The sequence below is a fragment of the Streptosporangium sp. G12 genome, from assembly GCF_052983175.1.
The window spans coordinates 121112-139218 of sequence record NZ_JBRIQO010000003.1 but is presented as its reverse complement, the minus strand read 5'-3'; the positions used below and the strand labels follow the sequence as shown (position 1 = coordinate 139218).

Annotated in this window: 17 protein-coding genes; 6 read left to right on the top strand and 11 right to left on the bottom strand. The window is 73.0% G+C overall.

The window, feature by feature from the left end; translation table 11 throughout:
• Positions 1-151: 151 nt before the first annotated feature.
• Complete coding sequence (locus ACVCAG_RS05735; RefSeq protein ID WP_440082318.1) at positions 152-571, bottom strand: DoxX family membrane protein; 420 nt, start codon at positions 569-571, stop codon at positions 152-154.
• A gap of 77 nt (positions 572-648) precedes the next feature.
• Here ACVCAG_RS05735 and ACVCAG_RS05730 point away from each other — a divergent pair, with 77 nt between their 5' ends.
• Positions 649-1152, top strand: a complete 504-nt coding sequence (locus ACVCAG_RS05730) for a MarR family transcriptional regulator (RefSeq protein WP_440082317.1) — start codon at positions 649-651, stop codon at positions 1150-1152.
• Between the two features lie 132 nt (positions 1153-1284).
• Here the strand turns inward: ACVCAG_RS05730 and ACVCAG_RS05725 are convergent, their stop codons facing one another.
• Positions 1285-2619, bottom strand: a complete 1335-nt coding sequence (locus ACVCAG_RS05725; protein WP_447189565.1) for a glycoside hydrolase family 6 protein — start codon at positions 2617-2619, stop codon at positions 1285-1287.
• A 615-nt stretch (positions 2620-3234) separates the two neighbouring features.
• On the opposite strand from ACVCAG_RS05725, the gene ACVCAG_RS05720 reads away from it, so the two are divergent.
• The 3 genes from ACVCAG_RS05720 to ACVCAG_RS05710 all read left to right on the top strand — a co-directional run bounded on the left by ACVCAG_RS05720 (position 3235) and on the right by ACVCAG_RS05710 (position 7394).
• Positions 3235-4623: a sensor histidine kinase gene (locus ACVCAG_RS05720; protein ID WP_447189564.1), complete on the top strand. Its 1389-nt coding sequence runs from the start codon at positions 3235-3237 to the stop codon at positions 4621-4623.
• Entirely contained in the window at positions 4620-5285 is a 666-nt protein-coding gene (locus tag ACVCAG_RS05715; protein ID WP_447189563.1) for a response regulator, read from the top strand. The genes ACVCAG_RS05720 and ACVCAG_RS05715 overlap by 4 nt, the downstream gene beginning before the upstream one ends.
• Positions 5286-5462: 177 nt before the next feature.
• A complete protein-coding gene (locus tag ACVCAG_RS05710) occupies positions 5463-7394 on the top strand; it encodes an alpha/beta fold hydrolase (protein ID WP_447189562.1) in 1932 nt (643 codons plus the stop codon).
• A gap of 179 nt (positions 7395-7573) precedes the next feature.
• On the opposite strand, the gene ACVCAG_RS05705 is transcribed toward ACVCAG_RS05710, so the two are convergent.
• The 3 genes from ACVCAG_RS05705 to ACVCAG_RS05695 form a co-directional block, all read right to left on the bottom strand.
• Positions 7574-7711, bottom strand: a complete 138-nt coding sequence (locus ACVCAG_RS05705) for a hypothetical protein (RefSeq protein ID WP_440082312.1) — start codon at positions 7709-7711, stop codon at positions 7574-7576.
• Positions 7712-7998: 287 nt separating this feature from the next.
• Complete coding sequence (locus ACVCAG_RS05700) at positions 7999-8769, bottom strand: hypothetical protein (protein ID WP_440082311.1); 771 nt, start codon at positions 8767-8769, stop codon at positions 7999-8001.
• A complete protein-coding gene (locus ACVCAG_RS05695) occupies positions 8769-9659 on the bottom strand; it encodes a DUF692 domain-containing protein (RefSeq protein ID WP_440082310.1) in 891 nt (296 codons plus the stop codon). Before ACVCAG_RS05695 ends, ACVCAG_RS05700 begins: the two co-directional genes overlap by 1 nt.
• Positions 9660-9965: 306 nt before the next feature.
• On the opposite strand from ACVCAG_RS05695, the gene ACVCAG_RS05690 reads away from it, so the two are divergent.
• Entirely contained in the window at positions 9966-10424 is a 459-nt protein-coding gene (locus ACVCAG_RS05690; RefSeq protein ID WP_440082309.1) for a hypothetical protein, read from the top strand.
• A 128-nt stretch (positions 10425-10552) separates the two neighbouring features.
• On the opposite strand, the gene ACVCAG_RS05685 is transcribed toward ACVCAG_RS05690, so the two are convergent.
• From ACVCAG_RS05685 to ACVCAG_RS05665, 5 genes are all read right to left on the bottom strand, one after another.
• The gene (locus tag ACVCAG_RS05685) at positions 10553-11710 is read right to left on the bottom strand and encodes an acyl-CoA dehydrogenase family protein (RefSeq protein WP_440082308.1); all 1158 of its coding nucleotides are present in this window, start codon (positions 11708-11710) and stop codon (positions 10553-10555) included.
• Positions 11711-11712: 2 nt separating this feature from the next.
• Positions 11713-12666: a hydroxymethylglutaryl-CoA lyase gene (locus ACVCAG_RS05680; protein ID WP_440082307.1), complete on the bottom strand. Its 954-nt coding sequence runs from the start codon at positions 12664-12666 to the stop codon at positions 11713-11715.
• Positions 12663-12839, bottom strand: coding sequence for a hypothetical protein (locus ACVCAG_RS05675; protein ID WP_440082305.1), 177 nt, complete (start codon positions 12837-12839; stop codon positions 12663-12665). Before ACVCAG_RS05675 ends, ACVCAG_RS05680 begins: the two co-directional genes overlap by 4 nt.
• Positions 12836-14812, bottom strand: coding sequence for an acetyl/propionyl/methylcrotonyl-CoA carboxylase subunit alpha (locus ACVCAG_RS05670; RefSeq protein ID WP_447189561.1), 1977 nt, complete (start codon positions 14810-14812; stop codon positions 12836-12838). Before ACVCAG_RS05670 ends, ACVCAG_RS05675 begins: the two co-directional genes overlap by 4 nt.
• 68 nt (positions 14813-14880) lie before the next feature.
• Positions 14881-16449 (bottom strand): carboxyl transferase domain-containing protein, encoded by a 1569-nt coding sequence (locus ACVCAG_RS05665; protein ID WP_440082303.1) that lies wholly within the window; start codon positions 16447-16449, stop codon positions 14881-14883.
• A 117-nt stretch (positions 16450-16566) separates the two neighbouring features.
• Here ACVCAG_RS05665 and ACVCAG_RS05660 point away from each other — a divergent pair, with 117 nt between their 5' ends.
• On the top strand, positions 16567-17166 hold the full coding sequence (locus ACVCAG_RS05660) for an SACE_7040 family transcriptional regulator (protein WP_440082302.1): 600 nt from the start codon (positions 16567-16569) through the stop codon (positions 17164-17166).
• A 6-nt stretch (positions 17167-17172) separates the two neighbouring features.
• Here ACVCAG_RS05660 and ACVCAG_RS05655 read toward each other — a convergent pair whose 3' ends face one another.
• The gene (locus ACVCAG_RS05655) at positions 17173-18039 is read right to left on the bottom strand and encodes a universal stress protein (RefSeq protein WP_440082301.1); all 867 of its coding nucleotides are present in this window, start codon (positions 18037-18039) and stop codon (positions 17173-17175) included.
• Positions 18040-18107 lie beyond the last annotated feature (68 nt).

Below are 18107 nucleotides of genomic sequence, written 5' to 3'. Positions count from 1 at the left end.
TCTCGTGATTTTCGATCTCGTGAATTCCGGTCGGCCGGGCCCTCCGGTTGTGGAAAGACCCGGCATCCGTAATCCCGGTCTCCGGCCGCACCCGCGCGGCCCGCGCCCGCCCTGGCCGGCTTGGTTCGTGACCGGCCGGATCGGCGACCGGCTAGACGGCGGCCAGCTGGCGGCGGCGCTGCCAGAGGGCGTCGACGGCGAGGGCCCCGCCGCCGCTGAAGGCGACGGCCAGGGTGCCGGCGGCAAGGGCGAGGACGAACTCGTAGCCGCCCTCCCCCACCGAGAAGCCGTTGGCGAGGTGGACGAAGACGAGGGCGCCGAGCATGTTGAGCGTGAGCAGGAGGCCGAACACGGGCAGGGCCGCGCCCAGGATGAGCGCGATGCCGCCGACGACCTCGAGGACGGCGACCGCCGGTGCGGCGACGGCCGCGAGCGGGATCCCCGCGGACTCGAAGAACCCGGCGGTCTTGTCCAGTCCTGTCAGGAACTTCTGGGCGCCGTGGACCAAGAAGATCACGCCGAGGGCGATCCGCGCCAGCAGAAGGGCGTAGGGCCGTACCTGGTCAAGCATGATGACTCCTCTTGTCATTCGAATTTGTACAAACCATAGCGGTTAGTTCAAATTTGAACAACCCGTACAATACTCCGGTGAGCGACACGAAATGGCTCAATGAGAGCGAGATGGCCGCATGGATGGCCTATGTGGCCGCGACGCACCTCCTGGAGCGCCGTGTCGAGGACCAGCTGAAAGCCGACTCGGATCTGACTCACGCCCAGTACGAGATCCTGGCGAAACTCTCCCAGCAGCCCGGCGGGCAGCTGCGGATGACCGAGCTGGCCAACCGGCTGATCGTTTCGAAAAGCGGCCTCACCTACCAGATCGGGCAGCTGGAGCGGAGGGGACTCGTCACGCGGGCGGCGTGCCCGTCGGACGAGCGGGGCGTGCTGGCCGTGCTCACCGAGGAGGGCGCGCGCTGCCTGGAGCGGACCGCGCCGGGGCACGTGGCCGTCGTGCGCGCCTTCCTGATCGACCGGCTCACCCCCGAGGAGGTCGAGACCATGCGGCAGATCATGACGAAGGCCACCGCGGCCATGAAGGCGGCACCGGCGGGCCCGCTGCGCACCCGTCGCCCGGGCAAAAGCCCAGGGTAACGCACGGAACGAACCCGAGGGAGCAGTTCTCCCTTTCGGCCACGGAACCGCGGCGAAGACGGAAGAATCCGGTACGGCTCGCGCGGGGGGCATACCGCGCGAGCCGTACCGGATCACGGCCGCACCACCGGGTCAGGCGGCGGTGCAGCTGACCGAGGAGGGCGCACCGTTGCTCCCCGACCAGTTACCGGTGAACCCGAAGGACGCCGAGGCGCCCGGGGAGAGGTTGCCGTTGTGCGACACGTTCCGCACCGAGACGCTCGCGCCGCTCTGGGTGTGCTGCCCGTTCCAGAGCTGGGTGATGCTCTGGCCGTTGGGGAAGGACCAGCTCACCGTCCAGCCCGTGATGGCCGCGGTGCCGCTGCTCCGCACGGTCACCTCGGCCTGGAAGCCGCCCTGCCAGGAGCCGGCCGGATTGTAGGCGGCCGTGCAGGCCCTGCCCACGCCCGGCGTCGGAGTCGGAGTCGGGGTCGGGGTCACGGTGGGCGTCGGGGTGGGATTCGGGGTGACGGGCGGGGCCGCCATGGCCAGGTCGTAGGCGCGCTGCGGGACGAACTGCCCGGCCCCGGCGATGCAGCCGTCGGCCTCGCCCGGCAGCTTGATCCACAGGAAGGCGTCGATCATCGAGTCGCCGGTGGCGTTGGTGCTCGGCGTGCCGATCGCCCGGCCGCCCGGGTCGCACCACTCGCTACCCTGCGGGCCGTTGCCGTTGCGGCTGGTGTCGATCACCGCGCGGAGCCGGGAGACCCCGGTGGCGGAGATGACGCTCTTGGCGTACGCGATCTCGGTGGAGCTCCACCGGTAGTTGGAGACGTTCAGGGAGATGCCGTCGGCGCTGTTCGCCACGTCCGCGGCCCTCAGGCGGGCGCCGGCCTCCGACGGTGACAGCCATCCCGAGTGCCCGATGTCGAAGTAGACCTTGGCCGAGGACGAGGCGGCCCTCAGCTTCTTGCCGGCGTACGCCATGGAGGCGTTGGTCTCCTGCTGCTGGGAGGAGCTCATGCAGTTGGTCATGATCGGGAGCACGTCGGGCTCCAGGATGATCGACGCCGGGCGTCCCTGGAGACCGGCGGCCACCTCGTCGACCCACTGCCGGTAGGCCGTGTGGTTGGGCGCGCCACCCGTGCTCGCGCCGCTGCAGTCACGGTTGGGGATGTTGTAGACGACGAGGATGGGGATCTTGCCCGCTCCCTGCGCCGCTCCGACGAACGCCGACACCTGCCCGCGCACGGTGGAGGTGTTGGTGGTGGTGAACCATCGTGCCTGCGGCACGGCGGCGATCCGGTCGCGGATGACCGGCGCCCTGAAGTCTCCGGGGTTGGCCGCGACCCACTTGGCGGCACCGGTCTCAGGATCGACGTAGAACGGGGAGTCGGCGGCGGACGCGCCGGAGGCGACGGCGACCGCGGCACCTGACATGATCACCAGAGCCGCGCAGAGCGTGGCCAGAATCGATCTTCTTGGCATGGAACGGCTCCTTCAAGGGAGGCATGGGAGCGCTCCCACCCTAGGTGTCACACCCCTCCCTGACGTAGGGGACACAGGCGCCGCCTCACACCGTTACACGCTGACCTGTGCGAACACCCTGGTGTGCATTGAAAGTTTCACTACCTCGGGCCCCCCGGCATCGGGCACGGCGGTCCCGTCGATCGGCGGGGAAGAATCCGCGGGGCGGCGGCGGCCCGGCCGAGGCCGCCCCGAAGCTCCGTGGTCCCAAACTCGCCGCCCCGAAAATCCATGATCCCGGGCCCGCCGTCCCGAAGACCCGTGGTCCCGGGCCCGCCGTCCCGGAGGCCATGGCCTGGAGGCCCGCGGTCTGGAACCCTGGTCTCCTATGGCCCGGGCATTTGACACCTTTTCTCCTCCTCGCGGCGCCCCCGACCGGCCGCGTGTCGGATTCGCTCCTCCCCTCGCGGGCCGCCCGGCTCGGTCGCGGGCCGGGCGACCGCGGCGGTGAGGGTTTCCAGGACGGCACGGACCGCACCCGGCAGGGCACGGGCGACGGTGGGGACGTGGTTCGCGGGCAGGCTCCCCGCGCCCGGGGGGAGATGGCCCGCGGCGAGGCGTTCGCGCGTCGCCGACGTGCTTCTCGCGCTGGGCGTGTGGGCGGTGTACGTCACTCTGGGCGTCCTCCAGGACAGGTTCGGCACGCGAGAGCTCCCCCTCCTGGCATTCGCGTTCTTCACCGTCTCGTCGGCGGCCCTGGTGTGGTGGCGGCGCCGGCCGATCACCGTGGTGGCCGTCACCGTGGTCTGCGACTGCGTGATCGTCGTGTCGACGGGCTGGCAGGGGTACGGCCTGCAGGCGATGCTGGCCCTGTACGCGGCGGGCAGGTACGGCGCGGCCCGGCACGCCTGGGTCGCGGCCGTGGCGGTGGGCCTGTTCTACCCGGCGGTGTCGACGGCCGTCCAGCTCGTCACCGGAGCCGGACGCCGGGACTCCGGCTCCCTCGGGGTGTTCGTCCCGCTGCTGCTCGTCGGGCTGGGCAGGCTGGTGTGGCTGCGCCGGGAGACCGTCCGCAGGAGGCAGGCCGAACTCGCCGAGGAGATCGTACGGGCCGAGCGCCGCCACATCTCCCGCGAGCTGCACGACGTGGTCGCCCACAACATCAGCACGATGCAGATCCTGATGGGAGCGGCGCGCACGACCATGGCCCGCGATCCCGCCGGGGCCGAGGCCGCCCTGCTCAGCGCCGAGCGCGCCGGGCGGGAGGCGATGGCGGAGATGCGGCAGTTGCTGCACGTGCTGCGCGCCGGCCCGGGGGCCACCCCCGTGGACGGCGACTCCCCCACCGGCGCGGTAACCGGCTTCCCCGGGAAGGCGGCTCCTCCCGGCGGACCGGGCTCTCCCGGTGGGACGGGTCCTCCCGGTGGGACGGGTCCTCCCGGTGGGACGGGCTCTCCCGCCCGCAGGGCCGCGGCCCTGCCCTCGCTGGTCAGCCGGGCCCGCGAGGCGGATCAGCCCGCCGTCCTGGAGGTGACCGGCACCCCCGGCAGGCTGCCCGCCGCGGTCGACCACGCCGTCTACCGCATCGTCCAGGAGTCGCTGACCAACGCGCGCAAGCACGCCGGAAACGTCCCGGTGAGGGTGCGGGTCGAGTACGAGCCCGCCGCGGTCGAGGTGGAGGTGGTCGACGACGGACCCGGGACGGCCGCTGCCGGGAAGAGGTACGAAGGCCACTCCGGTGGAGGTTTCGGGCTGGGCGGCATGGCCGAACGTGTGGCACTCTGCGGTGGGCGGCTGGAGACGGGTCCCCTGCCGGGCGGGGGCTTCCGGGTCCACGCGCGGTTGCCTCTCCCGGTCCTGGGAACGGACGGACGGCGAGACGCCGGCGAAGGGCCGGCCGAACGGGAAGCGGCCGAACGCCCCCCGGTCGCGGGCAGGCCGATCGAGCGGGAAGCGGCGGAACGGGAAACCACCGGACAGGAAGAACCCGGACGGAAACCCGCCGAGCGGGAGGGGGAGACATGATCAGGGTGCTGGTCGTCGACGACCACGCGCTGGTGCGCTCCGGCTTCCGGATGATCCTGAACGCCCAGGACGACCTCTCCGTGGTGGGAGAGGCGGGCGACGGCGAGGAGGCACTCGCCCTCGCCCGCGACCTGCTGCCCGACGTGGTGCTGATGGACCTGCACATGCCGGAGGCCGACGGTGTCACCGCCACCGGGCGGATCACCGCCGAACTGCCCGGCGTGCGCGTGCTCGCGCTGAGCACCTTCGACCTGGACGAGTACGTCGTCGATGCCCTGCGCGCCGGGGCCTCGGGCTTCCTGCCCAAGGACGTCTCCCCCGAGGAGCTGCTGGAGGGGGTGCGGGTGGTGCACCGCGGCGACTCGGTCGTCGCGCCGCGGCTGCTGACCCGGCTGATCGGCACCTTCGTCCGCGCCGTACGGCCCCGGCCCGCGACGATGCCGCCGGAGCTCGCCGGTCTGACCGACCGCGAGCGGGAGGTGCTGGTCCTCATCGCGCGCGGGCGGTCGAACCCGGAGATCGCCGAAACGCTCGACGTGGCGGCCTCCACCGTGAAGAACCACGTGACCAGCCTGTTCGCCAAACTCGGCGTCCGCGACCGCGCCCAGGCCGTGGTCATCGCCTACGAGGCGGGCTTCGTCACCCCGGGCGCCACCGGCTGACCCCTCCGGCCACCTCTCCCGGGCACCTCTCCCGGGCACCGCCCGGCTCCCGGCCGGGTCCTCGTACCCGTCTGGGACCGTACTCCCAGACGGGGGCGCGACCGGTGCCCGGCTCCCAGGCGGGAAACCGTTCCCGATGGTGAAAGACGGGGCCCGGTCGTGAACGAGCCTGGAAACATGAACGCGAACCAGCGATCCATCACACGCCGGGCCGCCACGGCGCTCGTCACGACGGGAACCTGCGGGACGCTTCTCCTCTCGCTCCTCACCGCCCCGGACGCCGCCGCCCGTGGCCACGGCACGTCCTCCGCCGCAGCACGGACCGCGACCGGAGAGTCGACCGGAGAGGCCGGAAGGAGCGCGGGCGGGTTCCGGCATCCGTGCGCCGCCGCGAGGACCCGCTGCGACGGGGAAATACGGGTTCCGCTCGACTGGGGCGACCCGGCCTCGGAGCGGATCACGGTGGCGTTCGCCTGGCTGCCCAGGAAGGACACCTCCCGCCCGGCGTCCGGGACCGTGCTGGCCAATCCGGGCGGGCCGCTGCCGGCGCTCCCCGCGGTGCCGTCCCTGGCCGAGGGCCTGGGACCGGTGCTCGACCGGCACAACCTGCTGGTGGTCGAGCCGCGCGGGCTGGGAAAGTCCGCCCCGCTGCTCTGCCCGGGGCTCGACCTGGTGGTCCGGGAGACCGTCAAGGCCTGCGCCGCCCGCCTCGGTCCTCGTACCCGGTTCTTCACCGCCGACCAGGCCGTCACCGACATGGACGCCGTCCGCGACGCCCTGGGCGTGCCGAAGGTGACGTTCTACGGCATCTCGTACGGCACCCTGTTCGCCCAGGCGTACGCCACCCGCCACCCGGGCAGCCTCTCCGGGGTGCTGCTCGACAGCATCGTGCCCACGGGCGAGGACGGCTACGTGGCCGAGCGCATCCGCAAGCGCGCCGACCTGCTCGACGTGGCCTGCGACCCCTCCCGCGCCTGCCGCCGCCTGCCGGGCGATCCCTCCGACGCCTTCTCGAAGCTGGTGCGGCGGCTGCGCGCCCACCCCGATCCGGAGATCCGGCTGTCGTCGCTCGCGCGCCTGCCGGACTTCCTCTTCATCCCGGTGGCCGGCCGCGAGGGAGGCGCGGCCGTCGCCGCCTACCTGGACGGCGACCCGCTCCCGCTGCGCCGCCTCGTGCGGATGGTCGACGGAGCGCCGAGCCAGCCGCTGCGCGCGGCGGAGCTGGCGGGCCTGCTCTCCTACGTGTGCGCCGACACCACCTTCCCGTTCGAGCGCGCCGCTCCGGCGGACGAGCGGCGACGCCGGCTGGACCGCCACTACGACGGTGAACGCCCGTTCAGGCCGTTCACCGTCGCCGAGCTGGGCGGGCCTCCCGCCGGCACGCAGGACTTCTGCGTCGACTGGCCGACGCCCCGCACCAGCCCGCCCGTGCCGCCGGGCGCCGGGCACCCCCGGGTGCCGGTCCTGGCCCTGGGAGGGGACTTCGACTCGACCACCCCGGCGGAGGCGGCCGCGGTGACCCGGCGCTTCCCGGACTCCACCTTCTCCCGGGTACGCTTCGCCGGCCACAACCTCACCACGGGCGCCCAGATGAACGAGTGCGTCCGCGGCGCGACGCGCGCCTTCCTCTCCGACCCGGCCGCCTTCGACGGCGAGCCCCGCTGCGACGAGGCGAACTACCGTGCCCTCGGCTCCTTTCCCCGGACCGTGGCGCAGGTGCCCCCGGCACGCGGCACCACCCTGGACGCCGAGGAGCGGCGGATCCTCGCGGCCGCCTTCGCCACCGCCACCGACGCGACCGCCAGGCGCAACCCTCTCAGGTCCCCGTTCTGGCTGCCGGCCACGCAGGAGGGCCTGCGCGGTGGCCGGCTGACGTTCGACGACAGGGCCGGCACCGTCCGGCTGCGGGACGTCCGCTTCGTCGGCGACCTCACGGTGAACGGCGAGGTCCGGCTGGGCAGCGGTGCCACGGCCCGGCTGACCGTCACCGGCGACGGCGGATCGCACGCGCTGGAGCTGTCGTGGAAGGCGTTCCTGGCCGAGGACGACACCGCCGTCTCCGGCACCTTCGCGGGCCGCGGCTTCACCGCGACGGTCCCCGCGCACTGACGCCCCGGCCCGGCCGGGCGGCCCGGCCCCTCGCGGGGGCCGGGCCGCTCTTCGGCACGACCGCGGTAGCCGGTATCGGCGGGACGGGAGGCGAGGGGAAGGCAGGCCACGAGCGGCCGTGCTCCCCCCGCACTCCCTCCTCGCCTCCGCTCACCGGCCGGCCGTCTCAGGCGGCCGGTTCACCCATCGGGATCGTCGCGGCCGCAGCGACCGCCGCCGCAGCACGCGCGGTCCGTGGTTTCCCGGCCGTCGGCGTCGGTGACCGTCTCGAAAACGAACTCCGGCGTCTCGTCCTCGCGAGTGATGTCATCGTTCACGATGTTTCTCCCTCCAGGAGCGCCTGCCGAGGCAGGGCAGGGTGACGACCCGATGCCGGGCCGGTTTCCCCGCGTACGGCACACCGGGTGCGCCGGGCGCGGAGGATCGGTGGCGACACCCGCGAGGGGTCGCGCCCCGGTCGCGGGGCGGGGGCCGGCGACGGCGGCCGGGGATCCGGGAATCCGGGCGGACATCTCGTCCGGCGCGGCCCGTCGCGGGAGGGTAGCGGCCTGCCGTGATACCGCGAAGGCGGGCGCGGACCCTCCCGGCGGGCGGCGCGTGCGGGTCAGGATCGCGGCCACACCAGACCGGCCAGTGCCAGCTCGGCGAGCGTCTCCGCGGCGCGGGCGCGGTCACCGCCCACCGCGGCGATCACCTGGTCGGCGTCGCGGGTACCGTCACAGCCGGCCAGCAGCATGGCGGTGCCCTCACCGATCCGGTAGGCCCGCACGACGGGCGCCCGCCAGCGGCGCTGCAACAGCACCCGCGTCCGCACGGCGGGCAGCTCGCCGATCGGCGGCCCCGCGGTGACGTCGTGGGTGTAGGTCTCGACCCGGGCGGCGGCCGACAGCCGGAGCGCCCCGGCAGGCGTCCGGCGGCCCGGGCCCGCCACGGCGGAGGCGCGGGCGGCCAGCGCGGCGTCCCGGTCGTGAACCAGCGCGGCGCGCGCCAGCTCGTAACGGGCGTAGGCGGTCAGCCGAGGTGTCGCGTGGACCGCCAGCCAGGCCGTCAGCCGTTCGGACTCCCCCATCCCGAACGGCCGCTCCACCGGCTGCGGGCGGCATACCGCACCGCGGGTGAACTCCTCCCACAGGGCACGGTGACCGCCGGTGAGCTCGGCGACCGTGTCCGGCAGGCAGGCGGTGACCGCCGACCGCAGCTTGCCCCGCACGCCGTCGTGCGTCACCCGGTAGCCGTCGGGCGCGGCACCGCTCAGCATGGCCAGCTCGGCGTCGCTCAGCTCGTACCGGCGCTGCAGCCTCACCGGGTCCTCGCGCAGCAGCGCGGACTCCGCCTCGCAGGTCAGCATCGCCGCGAGCGCGTCCTGCACGCCCATCACGCGCCTCCCGCCGTTCGCGCCGCCACTCGCCCGCCGTCCGGACCGCCCGCGCGGGAGCGCAGCACGGTTCGCGCGCGGTCGATCTCGGCCAGCAGGTCGCCGAAGTCGTCGGGGAAGTTCTGGTCGCGTTCGACCAGCGTGGCGTTGACGTGCGTGCGCGAGACCAGCTCCGCCAGCAGGTCCCACACCCGGGCCGGGATCGCGGCACCGTGGCTGTCGAGGGACAGCCGCCCACCGTCGCCGTCACCGTCACCGTCGACGCCGCCGGCCAGGTGCACCTGGACGACCCGCTCGACCGGGATGGTGTCGAGGAACCCCAGCGGGTCGAAGCCGTGGTTGCGCGCGTTGATGTCGAGATTGGCCAGATCCAGCAGCAGGCCGCACTCGCAGTGCTCCATCACCTCGGTGATGAACTGCGCCTCGGTCAGCGGGGTGGCCAGGTCCACGTAGTAGGTGATGTTCTCCAGCAGGAACGGCCGGCCCACCGCCTCCTGCACCCGCCGCGCCCTGCGCCCCAGCCGCCGGGCGACCTCCCGGGTCCGCGGCAGCGGCACCAGCAGCCCCACGTCGACCCTGTCGGTACGGGTGAAGCACAGGTGGTCGCTGAACCACGGCGCGCCGATGTCCGCCACCAGCGCGGCCAGCGCCTCCACGTACGCCCCGTCCGGCTCCCGCTCCGAGCCGATGGACAGTTCCACCCCGTGCGGCACGACCGGGAACCGGCGGACCAGCTCCCCCAGCCGCTCGCGCTCGTCGGCCGGGGCGAACAGGTAGCGCTCGGTGATCACTTCCAGCCAGTCGATCCGGCCGGCGTGCGCCTCGATCGCCTCGGCCAGCTCCACGCGATGTCCCAGGCCGGACCCCAGTGCGGGCAACCCTGTCAGCATGCGGTTCTCCCATCACTTCACAGTGATGTTCACGACAGTGATGTTCACGGGCACTGCGCAACGGCTGTACCCCGCAACGTGCCCGGCGGTATCGGAGCCACGCCGGGACGCCACGTCAAACTTCCACAAAGCGGCGGCCCGGCCGCACGGTCTTCGGTGGGGACGAGGTTCGTGTGGGCCGGAAAGCCCCGGCTCCCGCGCGATCGGTGTCCCGGTGCCCGTTGCCGGAAAACAGGGATATAAGCCAAGATCAATGGGTTGATCCGCCGCGGCACGCGCCGCGGCCCACCGTCGAAGGGTAGACAAGTGATCAGGTCGGTTCCGAAGATGGTCGCCGTGACGGCCCTGGCCGCCGGTGTTCTCGCGGCAAACCCGGCATACACGGCGTACGCGGCCTCCGCCCCCTACACTCCCGAGGGCGTCTGCGGGGCGGGGTTCACCCGGGTGAAGGACGGCGTCCGTCCCCTCAAGTCCGGACGTGACACCTTCGGCCACGTCTACCTCATGTACAACCGCAGCACCGGTTACAACTGCGTGGTCAGCATCAAGACCGCCTTCTACCGGACCGCCACCTACACCACCGCCACCCTGACGGTGCGGGGCAGCAGGCCGAAGACCGACGCGGGCAAGTTCAAGTACTACGCCGGGCCGGTCAAGGTGAAGGCCCGCGGCAAGTGCGTCTCGTACTGGGGCAGCACCCGGGACACCCGCCTGGACTACGCCGAGGCGACCGGCGGCCGCAAAGCCTTCGGCAACTGCGGATAGGAGACCCCGGGCGCCGGGCCGCCCTGCCCGTACCGGGGAAAGACCCTCGCCGGCGCAAGCGGTTCGCCACCCCACGGAAGGAGGGCCTTCATCCGAACCAGCCCTCCTCCGTCCCCGGTATCCGCAGGTCAGAGGCCGCTCAGGCCGAGCTCTCTGGCGATGAGCATCCGCTGGACCTCGCTGGTGCCCTCGCCGATCTCCAGGATCTTGGCGTCGCGGTAGAAGCGGCCGACCGGGTACTCGTTCATGAACCCGTACCCGCCGAAGATCTGGGTGGCGTCGCGGGCGTTGTCCATGGCGGCGTCGCCGGCGACGAGCTTGGCGATGGCGGCCTCCTTCTTGAACGGCTCGCCGGCGAGCATCTTCTCCGCCGCGTGGTGGTAGGCCAGGCGGGCGGTGTGGGTGCGGACCTCCATGTCGGCGATCTTGAACTGGATGGCCTGGTAGTGGCCGATGGGGTGGCCGAACGCCCGGCGCTCGCGGACGTAGCGCAGCGACTCGTCCACGCAGCCCTGGGCCAGGCCGGTGGACAGGGCGGCGATGGCGACGCGGCCCTCGTCGAGGGTCTGCAGGAACTGCGCGTAGCCGCGCCCGCGCTCGCCGAGCAGGTTCCCCGCCGGGACGCGGCAGTCGTCGAAGGAGAGCTCGCGGGTGTCGGAGCAGTTCCAGCCCACCTTGGAGTACTTCTTCGACACGGTGAGGCCGGGGGTGCCGGACGGCACCAGAATGGTGGAGATCTCCTTCTTCCCCCCGGCCGGTTCGCCGGTGATCGCGGCCACTCCGATGACGCCGGTGATGTCGGTGCCGGAGTTGGTGATGAACGCCTTCGTACCGTTGATCACCCACTCGTCTCCGTCCAGCACGGCGGTGGTCCGCATGCCGCCGGGCACGTCGGAGCCGCCGCCGGGCTCGGTGAGCCCGAAGGCGCCGAGCATCTCGCCCGACGTCAGCCTGGGCAGCCACTCGGCGCGCTGCTCGGGCGTGCCGAACCGGTAGATCGGCATCGCGCCCAGCGACACCGCGGCCTCGACGGTGATCGACACGCTGGAGTCGACCCTGGCCAGCTCCTCCAGGACCAGGCAGAGCGCGAAGTAGTCACCGCCCATGCCGCCGTGCTCCTCGGGGATCGGCAGCCCGAACAGGCCCATTGCCCCCATCTGCCGCACGATGTCGTAGGGGAACTGCTCGCGCTCGTAGAGGTCCCCGATCACCGGGGCCACCACGTCGCGGGCGAACGCCTCGACGGTCTTGCGAAGCTCCTCGTACTCCTCGGTCAGCTTGGGCATGATCACTCCTCGGCGTTCTCTGCGGTGGTGCGGGACGGGTTCTCGCCCAGGGCCTGGACGACCCGCGATGGGCTGGGGCGGCCGAGCCTCGCGGCCAGCCAGGTGCTGGTATCCACCAGCGAGGAGAGGTCCAGCCCGGTCTCGACGCCGAGGCCGTGCAGCATCCAGACCAGGTCCTCGGTGGCGAGGTTGCCGGTGGCGCTCTCGGCGTACGGGCAGCCGCCGATGCCGCCGGTGGAGGCGTCGACGACGGTCACCCCCTCGCGCAGGGCGGTGAGGGTGTTGGCCAGGGCCTGGCCATAAGTGTCGTGGAAGTGCACCGCGAGCCGGGAGGGGCCGCCGAAGGCCTCGATCAGCGCGGCGACGTGGCCGGGGGTGCCGACACCGATGGTGTCGCCGAGCGACAGCTCGAAGCAGCCCAGGTCGAGGAGCCTGCGCCCGACGGAGACGACCTGGGCGACGGGCGTCGGACCCTCCCACGGGTCGCCGAAGCACATCGAGACGTACGCCCTGACCTTCAGGCCGTGGGCCAGCGCCCGTGCGACGACCGGCTCGAACATCTCGAACTGTGACTCCAGCGTCCGGTTGAGGTTCCTGCCGGCGAAGGTCTCGGTGGCGCTGGCGAAGATCGCGATCTCGTCGACGCCGTGCTCGAGCGCGCGGTCGAGGCCGCGCTCGTTGGGGACGAGGACCGGGTAGCGCACGCCGGGAACCCGTTCCATGCCCGCCAGCAGCTCCGCGGCGTCGGCGAGCTGGGGCACCCACTTCGGGTGCACGAAGCTGGTGGCCTCGATCACGCGGTGTCCCGCGGCGGCCAGCCGGGCGATGAACTCGGCCTTGACCTCGACGGGAACCACCGCGGCCTCGTTCTGCAGCCCGTCGCGCGGCCCGACCTCGTAGATCGTGACCCGCTCGGGCAGCCCCGCCGCCCGGACCCGCTGTGGCTCGCGCATCATGCCCCCCTCACCGGTTCGCGCCGCACGGCCGGACGGGCCGCCGGTGTCGCGACCTCGGCGACCCATCCGGCCGTGACCTCTCCGTCGCCGTGCCTCACGGCCCATCTGACCGCCCGCGTCGCGATCTCCCCGCGTTCCCGTACGGCCTCCGCGACCGGCGCGGAGACCGTCACGGCTCCTCCTCGCGGACCACGGCCAGCACGGCGTCCATGGCGACCGCCTGGCCGGCCCGGACCCGCAGCTCGGCGACGATCCCGCCGATCGGCGCGGTCACGGTGTGCTCCATCTTCATCGCCTCCACGATGAGCAGCGGCTGCCCCTCGGCGACCCGCTCCCGGAGACCCGCCTTCACCACGAGGACGGTGCCCGGCATCGGGCTGCGGACCTGCCCGTCCCCCGGGCCGCCCGCGCCGGTCCGGTCGCCGGGGTCGCCCAGGTGGCGGCGGGTGAGCACCCAGGCGTCGCCGTCGCGGCCGAGCCAGATCGTGTCGCCGCCGTCGCCGTCCCTGGCGACGACATAGCGCCTCGCGGTCTCGCCGAGGGTGACGAGCAGGTCGTCGCCCTCCCCGGCCAGCCGCGCCCGCACGACGTCGGCTTCGGGCAGGCGGATCTCGGCTCCCGAGGCGGGCAGGCCGCGGACCCTGAGCTCGCGGACGCCGTCACGGGTCTCCAGCCGGTAGACGGTCCAGGCCGCCTCGCCCAGCCGCCAGCCGTCGGGGACGTCCCACGGGTCGGCGGGCATGCCGGCGGGCACGTGCTCGCGGTGCAGGACCAGGGCGGCGGCGGCCAGGACGTCGTCGGGGACGGAGGGAACGCCGTCGCGGGGGACCAGCTCGCCGAGGTGCCGCTCCACGAGGCCGGTGTCGAGGTCTCCGGCGACCACGGCGGGGTGACCGATCAGGGCCCGCAGGAAGGCGATGTTGGTGGGCACCCCGAGCACGGCCGTGGCCGCGAGCGCGCCGTCGAGCCGCCGCAGGGCGGCCGCCCTGTCGGGCCCCCAGGCGATGACCTTCGACAGCATCGGGTCGTAGTCGCTGCCGACCAGGCCGCCGGCCATCAGACCCGAGTCGACCCGCACCCCCGGCGGCTCGCGCAGCGCGAGGACCCGGCCGCCGGTCGGCAGGAAGCCCCGGGAGGGGTCCTCGGCGTAGACGCGGGCCTCGACGGCGTGGCCGTCGAGGCGCACTTCTTCCTGGGTGAGCGGGAGGGGCTCGCCGGCGGCGACCCTGAGCTGGAGCTCGACCAGGTCCAGGCCGGTGACCAGCTCGGTGACGGGGTGCTCGACCTGCAGGCGGGTGTTCATCTCCATGAAGTAGTAGTCGCCGGTCGCGCCCTGGACGATGAACTCGACCGTCCCGGCGCCGGTGTAGCCGACGGACCTGGCGGCCTCGACCGCCGCCGCGCCCATGGCGGCCCTGGTCGCGGCGTCGAGGAGCGGGGACGGCGCCTCCTCCACGATCTTCTGGTGCCGCCGCTGCAGGCTGCACTCGCGCTCGCCCAGGTGGATGACGCCGCCGTACGCGTCGGCCATCACCTGGATCTCGATGTGCCGGGGGTTCTCCACGAACCGCTCGATCAGCAGGGTCGCGTCACCGAACGCGGCGGCGGCCGTGCGCCGGGCGGAGGCGAGTGCCTCAGGCAGCTCCGCCGCGGAGCGCACGAGCACCATGCCCTTGCCCCCGCCGCCCGCCGAGGGCTTGATCAGCGCGGGGAAGCCGACCCGTACGGCCGCCTCAGCCAGGTCGTCGCCGGGCTCGGCGCCGCCGGGGACGACGGGGACGCCGGCCGCGGAGACGGTGGCCTTGGCCCGGATCTTGTCGCCCATCGCCTCCACGGCCTCCGGCGGCGGGCCGACGAAGACGAGCCCGGCCTGCGCGCAGCTCCGGGCGAAGGCCGCGTTCTCGGCGAGGAAGCCGTATCCGGGGTGCACCGCCTGGGCGCCGGTCGCCGCCGCGGCGGCGAGGATGCCGTCGATGTCGAGGTAACCGCCGGGAAGCCGCACCGCGACGTCGGCCTCGCGGACGTGCCGCGCCCCGGCGTCGGCGTCGCTGTGGACGGCGACGGAGCGGATGCCCAGCCTCCTGAGGGTGCGGGTGATCCGCAGGGCGATCTCGCCGCGGTTGGCGACGAGGACGGTGTCGAACATCCGGCCCCCGCGGGGTGGCGGCGCGTGGGTCGGGGAAACCGAGGAGGTGGAGTGGGTCATGGGTGCGGTCACATCCGGAAGACGCCGTAGCCGACGGGTTCGAGGGGGGCGTTGGCCGAGGCGGACAGGGCCAGGCCCAGGACGGTACGGGTGTCGAGGGGGTCGATGACCCCGTCGTCCCAGAGGCGGGCGGTGGAGTAGTAGGGGTTGCCCTGCTCCTCGTACTGCGCGCGGATGGCGTCGGGATCGGCGTCGCCCACCGTGGACAGGACGTTGGCGGCCTGCTCGCCGCCCATCACCGAGATGCGGGCTCCCGGCCACATCCACAGGAACCGGGGCGAGTAGGCGCGCCCGGCCATCGCGTAGTTGCCGGCCCCGAACGAGCCGCCGACGACCACGGTGAACTTGGGCACCCTGGCGCAGGCGACGGCGGTGACCATCTTCGCGCCGTGCTTGGCGATGCCGCCCGCCTCGTACGCCCTGCCGACCATGAACCCGCTGATGTTCTGCAGGAACACCAGCGGGATGTTGCGCCGGTCGCACAGCTCGATGAAGTGGGCGCCCTTGAGCGCCGACTCGCCGAACAGGATGCCGTTGTTGGCGACGATCCCGACGGGGTGGCCGTGGATGTGGGCGAACCCGGTGACGAGCGTGGCACCGTACTCGGCCTTGAACTCGCCGAACCTGCTGCCGTCGACGATCCGGGCGATGATCTCACGGACGTCGTACGGCGTGCGGGTGTCGGCGGGGACGATGCCGTACAGGTCGCGGGGGTCGTGCGCGGGCTCCTCGGAGAGCGCGCGCTCCCAGGGGGAGGGCGTGCGCGGCGCGAGGGTGGAGACGATGTCGCGGACGATCCGCAGCGCGTGACGGTCGTCGTCGGCGAGGTGGTCGGTGACGCCGCTGACGCGGGCGTGCAGGTCGCCGCCGCCCAGCTCCTCGGCGCTGACCTCCTCGCCGGTGGCGGCCTTCACCAGCGGCGGGCCGCCGAGGAAGATCGTGCCCTGGTTGCGGACGATCACCGCCTCGTCGCTCATCGCCGGGACGTACGCGCCGCCCGCCGTGCAGGAGCCGAGGACCGCGGCGATCTGCGGGATGCCGCGCGCCGACATGGTGGCCTGGTTGTAGAAGATCCGGCCGAAGTGCTCGCGGTCGGGGAAGACCTCGTCCTGCCTGGGCAGGAACGCGCCCCCCGAGTCGACGAGGTAGACGCACGGCAGGTTGTTGTGGAGGGCGACCTCCTGGGCCCGCAGGTGCTTCTTGACGGTGATCGGGTAGTAGGTGCCGCCCTTGACGGTGGCGTCGTTGGCGACGACGACGCACTCGCGCCCGGAGACGCGGCCCACCCCGGTGATGATCCCGGCGGCGGGGGCCGCGTCGCCGTACATCCCGTTGGCGGCCAGCTGGGAGAGCTCCAGGAAGCGCGAGCCCGGGTCGAGCAGGGAGTCGACGCGGTCGCGGGGCAGCAGCTTGCCCCGGGAGACGTGCCGGGCGCGCGACCTCTCCGGGCCGCCCAGGCCCGCCGCGGCGACGCGTTCCCTGAGGTCGGCGACGAGGCGCTCGTTGACCTCGGCGTTGCGCTTGAACCCCTCGCCACCCGGGTCGCAGGCGCTTCGCAGCACCGGCCAGCCACTCATCCGAGCCTCCCCGTCCGGCCTGCCCGGCCTGTCTGATCCGCCCGGCTTCGCCGCCGCTGGGTCACCGGTCATCAACTCCATCGCAGATGTTAGTCATCATTAACGTTACCGTCTACCATGCGAGGGGTGACGACTGCTCAGCCTTCCACCCGCAACCGCGGCTCACGACGCGCGGAGATCCTGGACGCCGCGGCGGAGCTGTTCGCCGCGCGCGGTTTCCACGGCGTCTCGATCGAGGACATCGGCGGCGCGGTCGGCACCTCGGGCCCGGCCCTCTACCGGCACTTCAGCGGCAAGGAGGCCCTGCTCGCGGAGATGCTGCTGGACGTCAGCGAGCGCCTGCACACCTCGGGCGCGCGCCGCGTGACCGAGGCCGCCGACGCGGAGCAGGCACTGGACGCCCTGCTCGGCTGCCAGATCGAGTTCGCGCTCAGCCATCCGGCGCTGATCACCGTGCACGACAGGGAGCTGGGCAACGTCCCCGAGCCCGCCCGGCGGCGAATCCGCCGGCTCCAGCGTCTGTACGTCGAGGAGTGGGTCACCGTGCTGAGCGAGCTCTACCCGGGACGCCCGCAGGCCGGGCTGCGCGCCGCGACCCACGCCGTCTTCGGGCTGCTCAACTCCACCCCGCACAGCGCGGGCGAGCTGCCGCCCGCGGCGATGGCCGAGCTGCTGCGCGGCATGGCCCGTGCGGCGCTGGCCGCCGCCCAGGGTTAGGAAGCACTAACTCCTGACGAGGCGTTCCCATCGCGGGGACGGGTGCCACGCCTGCGAGGGGGTCACCACGACCGTGCACGGCGCCTCGCGCAGCATCACCTGGCAGACCGGGCCGATGGCGGGATCCAGCGGGTCGTCCCGCTCCCGGTCGGCGACCACCAGCAGGTCCGAACGGTCGGCCGCGTGGCGGAGCACCTCGATGTGGGAGCGGGTCTCGATCAGGCTCTCCACCTCGACCGTGGGGTACTTCTCCTCCCACACCGCGACGTTGGTGTTGAAGCGGACGGCCGCCTGCCTGGTGTCGTGGGCGTTCTCGGGGCAGAGGCAGATGATCAGTAGCGCCGCCCTGCGCAGCCTCGCCTCGTCGAAGGCGATGCCCAGCTCCGGCGAGTCGAGACCGGGATCCTCCACCGCGATCGCCACGCGGCCGGCGCGCGGATGGCCGGACCGCCTGACGACGGCCACCGGGCAGTGGGCGTGCGCGGCGACCTCGACGGTCGAGCCGATCCGCAGCTCGTCGGGACCGCCGGCGCCACGCGGGCCGATCGCGATCAGTTCCGCGACGCCCGACAGGCCCACCAGGGCCGCGGCCGGTGTCCCCTCCACCAGCTGCCCGCGCACCCTCACCCTGGGCGCCAGCTCGCGCACCATCGTCAGCCCGCTGTCGAGGACGCGCATGCCCATACGGCGTACGACCTCGGTGGTCTCGGGGGCGAGGGAGAGCCTGGGGTAGGGCCACTGCCAGGCGTGACAGACGAGCAGCGGGAGAAATCTCAGGCGGGCCTCCTCGACGGCCCACCGCAGGGCCAGCCGGCTCTCCGCCGAGCCGTCGAATCCGGCGACCACCGGTCGCCCGTCGTCCTGTACCGGCATCACGGCTCCTCTCCCCCGTCACTCCTTTCCATCCTTCTCCGATCTGTCTGCCGGGAAGGGTGTGCTTT

Bases quoted from the DNA above. Each gene is read 5' to 3' on its own strand.
- ACVCAG_RS05655 (WP_440082301.1), bottom strand. From the start codon at position 18,039: ATGCCGGTACAGGACGACGGGCGACCGGTGGTCGCCGGATTCGACGGC.
- ACVCAG_RS05715 (WP_447189563.1), top strand. From the start codon at position 4,620: ATGATCAGGGTGCTGGTCGTCGACGACCACGCGCTGGTGCGCTCCGGC.
- ACVCAG_RS05670 (WP_447189561.1), bottom strand. From the start codon at position 14,812: ATGTTCGACACCGTCCTCGTCGCCAACCGCGGCGAGATCGCCCTGCGG.
- ACVCAG_RS05665 (WP_440082303.1), bottom strand. From the start codon at position 16,449: ATGAGTGGCTGGCCGGTGCTGCGAAGCGCCTGCGACCCGGGTGGCGAG.
- ACVCAG_RS05660 (WP_440082302.1), top strand. From the start codon at position 16,567: ATGCGAGGGGTGACGACTGCTCAGCCTTCCACCCGCAACCGCGGCTCA.
- ACVCAG_RS05725 (WP_447189565.1), bottom strand. From the start codon at position 2,619: ATGCCAAGAAGATCGATTCTGGCCACGCTCTGCGCGGCTCTGGTGATC.
- ACVCAG_RS05700 (WP_440082311.1), bottom strand. From the start codon at position 8,769: ATGGGCGTGCAGGACGCGCTCGCGGCGATGCTGACCTGCGAGGCGGAG.
- ACVCAG_RS05680 (WP_440082307.1), bottom strand. From the start codon at position 12,666: ATGATGCGCGAGCCACAGCGGGTCCGGGCGGCGGGGCTGCCCGAGCGG.
- ACVCAG_RS05735 (WP_440082318.1), bottom strand. From the start codon at position 571: ATGCTTGACCAGGTACGGCCCTACGCCCTTCTGCTGGCGCGGATCGCC.
- ACVCAG_RS05695 (WP_440082310.1), bottom strand. From the start codon at position 9,659: ATGCTGACAGGGTTGCCCGCACTGGGGTCCGGCCTGGGACATCGCGTG.
- ACVCAG_RS05685 (WP_440082308.1), bottom strand. From the start codon at position 11,710: ATGCCCAAGCTGACCGAGGAGTACGAGGAGCTTCGCAAGACCGTCGAG.
- ACVCAG_RS05710 (WP_447189562.1), top strand. From the start codon at position 5,463: ATGAACGCGAACCAGCGATCCATCACACGCCGGGCCGCCACGGCGCTC.